Raw genomic sequence first — 4,966 nt, 5'->3', positions numbered from 1 at the left:
GCGCAGGCGCGCTAGTCCATAGGCAGAAATTTCCGTCTTATGCCTGAAGAAATATCCTGCCCCTATCCACGATTCAGGCAGGCCAAAACCAGTATATTTTCGGTACATTTCGAGAGCCGAACAAGATTTCGTAGAATATTTTGCCCTCTTCCCACAATTCAGCCTACCAGAGTCAGTTGGCAGATTGGAATTATGCAAAAAACCATCCATCTTCCGCTGCGCATGGGGGATAATTGGCACGAATAACGGGTCGGACTGGCAGGGGCCGAAGAGCGCCGCATCACCATCGCTGCTTGAGGAATGAAATGGGACTGGACTTAAATCGCTGGAAGCTTTTATCGCTCGCTTTGCTGACCGTGATCTTTCATGGTGCCGCTTATGACGCCATGCCGGAGCCTGTGGAAGATGCGGAGCGTCGCCTCAATCGCATCACCGTCACGCGAGCCTCCCCCTTCATGGGCACGCTTCACGTCAAGCTGATCGTGGCCCCCGACGCTGCGCTGGCCGCAACCGGGTACGAAAATGTCGAATTGCAATTTATGCCTGTCATCAGAGATGCGAACGGGGACCTTGCGCCAGCGATCAAAGCAGAGGACGGCCGGCATCTGGTTACGGCCGAACGCTCAACCGACGTGGAGCAAAACGCATTCAAAGTGCTGCCCACCGAGAAAATCATCATGTCGCCAGGTGAATATGTCCTGAGCCAGGTCTCGTTTACCGATCGCGGTAGTGACAAGAAGCAATCCTATTGCCTCTCCAGCGGCACCTTCAAATTTGATGTGCGCGCGCAGGACGTGATTTTCCTCGGTCAACTGGTTCTGAAATCGCCGCCCGCAATCGAAGCAACGGCAGAGGATCACCTCGTCTTTCAGGATATCTCACCGATAGCCGGCCTGAAGGGCTGGCGCCGCCGACCGGACAATCTTCTGCAGATGCAGCCAACGCAGGCGCACTTCACGCCAAACGCGATCTTCTGCCCGGATGACGGAAAAGAGATCGCCGGCTGGTAATCCTATCTCCGGCGCCAACGCATCAGAAACTCAAGATCCCTGTGTTCACCGACGGGAAACCAAAATTCATCCACCTCCTCAAAACCCATGCGATCATAGAGCCGTTGAGCCCCGTGGTTTTCGGAAAAGACGGAGAGGTAAATTTCGGGAGCCTTGTTGGCGTCCGCCCAGGCGAAGGCCTCCTTTGCGAGGCGGCTGCCAAGACCCCGGCCCTGTAGCGGACCATCGACATAGAGGCGTTTCAGCTCAACTGCGCCCGGCGCTGGATCAGTCGCCGGCAGGCTGAGCGGGCCGCAGAGGAGATAGGCGCCGAGCTTTCCCTCCTCTGTTTCCGCAACGCGGATGAAGACATCGTCGCGCGTCAGCAGGGGGCCAAAGAAGGCATGGCTGTGAGACTCGTCCAGAAAGGCCTCGAGGTCTTCATGCCGGTAGAGATGGGCAAACTTGTCGCAGAACGTCTTGCGCGAAAGCGCGACCAGAGCATCGAGGTCGTCTGGCCCGACCTCCCGGACGACAAGACTGAACGCGGCCTGTTCAGGCATCGGTCAGTGTGCTGATCTCGTCGATGGTAAGCTTCACCGAGGCGGCCCCCATAATGTCCTCGAGCTGGTCGAGGCTCGTCGCGCTCGCAATCGGGGCGGTAACGCTCGGCCGTTCCAGGATCCAGGCGAGCGCGATCTGAGCCATGGTCGCATCATGGCGCCTGGCGATCTCTTCCATCGTGTCGAGTAAAGCCAGGTTGCGGTCCGTCAGCCACTCTTTCATGCGCCCGCCGCGGGGGCTTTTGCCCAGGTCGGACTCGGACCGGTACTTGCCGGTCAGAAAACCCATGGCGAGCGAGAAATAGGGAATAACGCCAAGGCCCTTTTCGAGGCAAAGATCCTCAAGATCGCCAACATACTGGTCCCGCGTGATCAGATTAAGATGCGGCTGCAGCACGGTGTAAGAGGCGCAGCCCTCGACTTCACCGGCCTTTAGCGCCTCAGCCAGCTGTGAGGCGTCATAATTCGAGGCTCCGACAAAGCGGACCTTGCCCTGATCGATAAGCTTTTGATGCGCTTCCAGCGTCTCCTCGATTGGCGTGTCTTCGTCCGGCGCATGGGAGAAATAGAGGTCGATACGATCGGTCCGCAGGCGCTTTAGCGAGGCCTCGCAATTCTCGATGATGCGGTCGGCTTTCAGCCCGACATTACCGTCGCCCATATCCATGCCGACCTTGGTAATCAGGAAGAGCTCATCGCGGCGCTTGTCGGCTGCGAGCCACTCGCCAATCACAGTCTCGGACTCGCCGCCTTCGTGGCCGGGGATCCAGCGCGAATAGACATTGGCCGTGTCAACCGCGTTAAAGCCGCCATCGAGGAACGCGTTTAGAATGTCGAAGCTTGTCTCATTGTCAGCGGTCCAGCCGAAGACGTTTCCGCCGAGGACCAGGGGCGCGATCTTCGCATCCGGGTGACCGAGGGTACGCATGTCCATCGCAATGTCTCCTATGGATCGGCTTCAATTTGCAGCTAGTGCGAACGGTAGCCGTTACGAGCCGATCATTCGCCCTGCTCGAAAATCGCTGTTTCCATCGCGCCGCTTGCGTCCATCATGCCGCGATACATGCCGGCGGAGTTGAAGACGTAGGCGTACTGGCCTTCGCCGCCCATGACGATAACACCGCCATCACCGCCGAGGGTTTCAACCTGTCCGAGGGCGTTTTCAGCCGCCGCCGTTATCGTCTCGCTGGCGAGCTCGACGCGCGAACAGATCGTCTTGGCGACACCGACGCGGATGAAGTATTCGCCGTGGCCTGTGGCGGAGACGGCGCAGACGCCGTTCTGGGCATAAGTCGCGGCTCCGATAATGGGCGAGTCGCCGATCCGGCCAGCGGCCTTGGCGGTCATGCCGCCAGTCGTCGTCGCAGCAGCGAGGTTGCCATCCTTGTCGATGGCGACCGCGCCGACTGTGCCGTGGCGGTCTGCGTCGGTGCGGGTCTGTTCCCTGAGCACCCGGTCAAGCGCCTGGCTGCGCCGCTCCGTGGTAAAGTAGGAATTGTCGACCAGCTCCAGGCCAACGCTTTCAGAAAAATTGTCAGCGCCCTGGCCAGCGAACATGACGTGTTCGGACTGGTCCATGACGGCGCGGGCGGCAAGGATCGGATTGCGCACACGGGTGACGCCCGCCACGGCACCTGCATTGCGCTCGCGCCCATCCATGATGGAAGCGTCGAGTTCATGGATGCGGGCAGCGGTCATCACAGCCCCGCGACCTGCATTGAAGAGCGGGTCGTCTTCCATGGTGAGAACGGCGGCCTGGACGGCATCTACCGCGCTGCCACCGGAAGCCAGGACCTCGCCGCCCGCCTTGAGCGAGGTTTCGAGCGCAGCGGTGTAGGCCGCTTCCTGCTCGGCCGAAAGGTTTTCACGCAAGATCACCCCTGCCCCGCCATGAATGACGATCCGCCATTCCGGGGCACCTGCCTCGCGCGCGCTGCCTGTTTCAGTTCCGAATGCCAACATCATCAGTGTGCAGACAAGTCCTGTCAGAAATCTCATTCGGTATCGCCCCTGTCATCGTCTTCAAGCGTGCGCAATCCGGGCTGCTGGCGGCGCGCCTTGTTCTTGAGCACCCAGCCAAGCACGATCATGTCCACCGCGACAAAGGCGATGATGCCGAGGATGATCCAGAAGGTCATGGGCACTCCGCTGACTAGCCAATTGACGCCAATTGGTCGCGCGCCGAGGCGAGTTTTGCAAGCGTTGCCTTCCATTCGACGACGCGTTCGCGATTCTCCTCGACGATTTCAGGTGGCGCCTTGGAGACGAAGTTCTCGTTCTGGAGCTTCTTCTCCGTGCCGGTGATGTCCTTGTCGAGCTTGGCCATCTCCTTGTCGAGACGGGCGATCTCATCAGCCGGGGTGATGAATTCCTCGACTTCAAGCGCGATGGTCTCGTCACCGGAGGCGATCGTCACGGCGCGGGCCGGCTTGTCGCTCGCAATGGCGAAGGCGGAGAGACGGGCCATTTGCCTGATCGCGGTCGCATTGGCGTTCGCCCAGGCTTTCACCTTGTCAGACGCACCGATCAGCGAGGCCGAAATCTGTGCGCCGGCCGGCACGTTAAGCACGGCGCGGGTCGAGCGGATTTCAGAGATCGTGTCGAGCACCCATTGAAGCTCGGCTTCGGCATCAGCGTCATCCCAGGCGCCTTTGAAGCTCGGCCAGTCCTGCATCATCAGGAAGCCGGGGCGCTTGCGGGAGGCGTCTTCGGTTTGCTCCCAGAGCGCTTCGGTGACGAAAGGCGTGAATGGGTGGAGGAGTTTGAACGTCTGGTCGATCACCCAGCCGCAGGCTTTTTGAGTCTCGGCCTTGGCGGCGGCGTCCTCGCCGTTCATGACCGGCTTGATGAGCTCGATATACCAGTCGCAGAGCACGTTCCATGTGAACTGGTAGAGTGCGTCTGCGGCCTCGTTGAACTTGTAGGCTTCGAGCGCGGCCGTGACGGCATCGGCGGCCTTGGCCAGCTCTGCGGCGATCCAGCGATTGAGCGGGAGTTTGAGGTCTCCCGGCTGGAGCTCGTGGCCGAACTCGCACGCATTCATCTCGGCAAAGCGCGTCGCGTTCCAGAGCTTGGTCGTGAAGTTGCGATAGCCCTCGACGGCTTGGGTTGAAAGGCGAATATTGCGCCCTTGGGCTGCCTGCCGGGCGAAGGTGAAGCGCAACGCGTCGGCGCCGTACTGGTCCACGATCTCCAGCGGGTCCATGGCGTTGCCCTTGGACTTGGACATCTTCTGGCCCTTCTCGTCGAGGACGAGGGCGTGGATGTAGACGTCATGGAACGGGATATCGTCCATGAATTTGAGGCCCATCATCATCTTCCGGGCGACCCAGAAGAAGATGATGTCATGCGCGGTGACGACCACGCTGGTCGGGTAGTATTGCTTCAGAGCGTCAGTCTCTTCCGGCCAGCCTT

General features: G+C 60.0%; 6 protein-coding genes. 1 reads left to right on the top strand and 5 read right to left on the bottom strand.

Annotated elements, in window-relative coordinates:
* The first annotated feature begins 347 nt into the window (after positions 1 to 347).
* On the top strand, positions 348 to 1,010 hold the full coding sequence (locus tag WA989_RS09985) for a hypothetical protein (protein ID WP_424340353.1): 663 nt from the start codon (positions 348 to 350) through the stop codon (positions 1,008 to 1,010).
* Positions 1,011 to 1,012: 2 nt separating this feature from the next.
* Here WA989_RS09985 and WA989_RS09980 read toward each other — a convergent pair whose 3' ends face one another.
* The 5 genes from WA989_RS09980 to WA989_RS09960 all read right to left on the bottom strand — a co-directional run.
* Positions 1,013 to 1,552, bottom strand: coding sequence for an N-acetyltransferase family protein (locus WA989_RS09980; protein WP_424340352.1), 540 nt, complete (start codon positions 1,550 to 1,552; stop codon positions 1,013 to 1,015).
* Entirely contained in the window at positions 1,545 to 2,486 is a 942-nt protein-coding gene (locus WA989_RS09975; protein WP_424340351.1) for an aldo/keto reductase, read from the bottom strand. Before WA989_RS09975 ends, WA989_RS09980 begins: the two co-directional genes overlap by 8 nt.
* A gap of 65 nt (positions 2,487 to 2,551) precedes the next feature.
* Positions 2,552 to 3,550: an isoaspartyl peptidase/L-asparaginase family protein gene (locus tag WA989_RS09970; RefSeq protein WP_424340350.1), complete on the bottom strand. Its 999-nt coding sequence runs from the start codon at positions 3,548 to 3,550 to the stop codon at positions 2,552 to 2,554.
* Positions 3,547 to 3,690 carry a hypothetical protein gene (locus WA989_RS09965; protein WP_424340349.1) on the bottom strand — a complete coding sequence of 48 codons (144 nt, stop codon included), beginning with the start codon at positions 3,688 to 3,690 and terminating at the stop codon, positions 3,547 to 3,549. The genes WA989_RS09970 and WA989_RS09965 overlap by 4 nt, the downstream gene beginning before the upstream one ends.
* A 14-nt stretch (positions 3,691 to 3,704) precedes the next feature.
* Positions 3,705 to 4,966: class I tRNA ligase family protein (locus tag WA989_RS09960; RefSeq protein WP_424340348.1), on the bottom strand; the 1,262-nt coding region annotated here is incomplete at its 5' end.

The sequence above is a fragment of the Henriciella sp. genome, assembly GCF_049649345.1.
Lineage (GTDB): Bacteria > Pseudomonadota > Alphaproteobacteria > Caulobacterales > Hyphomonadaceae > Henriciella.
The sequence above is the reverse complement of the archived record's forward strand: the minus strand, read 5'-3'. Positions and strand labels throughout refer to the sequence as shown.

Coding starts and splice junctions, on each gene's coding strand:
- WA989_RS09980 (WP_424340352.1), bottom strand. CDS start 1,552: ATGCCTGAACAGGCCGCGTTCAGTCTTGTCGTCCGGGAGGTCGGGCCA.
- WA989_RS09975 (WP_424340351.1), bottom strand. CDS start 2,486: ATGGACATGCGTACCCTCGGTCACCCGGATGCGAAGATCGCGCCCCTG.
- WA989_RS09970 (WP_424340350.1), bottom strand. CDS start 3,550: ATGAGATTTCTGACAGGACTTGTCTGCACACTGATGATGTTGGCATTC.
- WA989_RS09965 (WP_424340349.1), bottom strand. CDS start 3,690: ATGACCTTCTGGATCATCCTCGGCATCATCGCCTTTGTCGCGGTGGAC.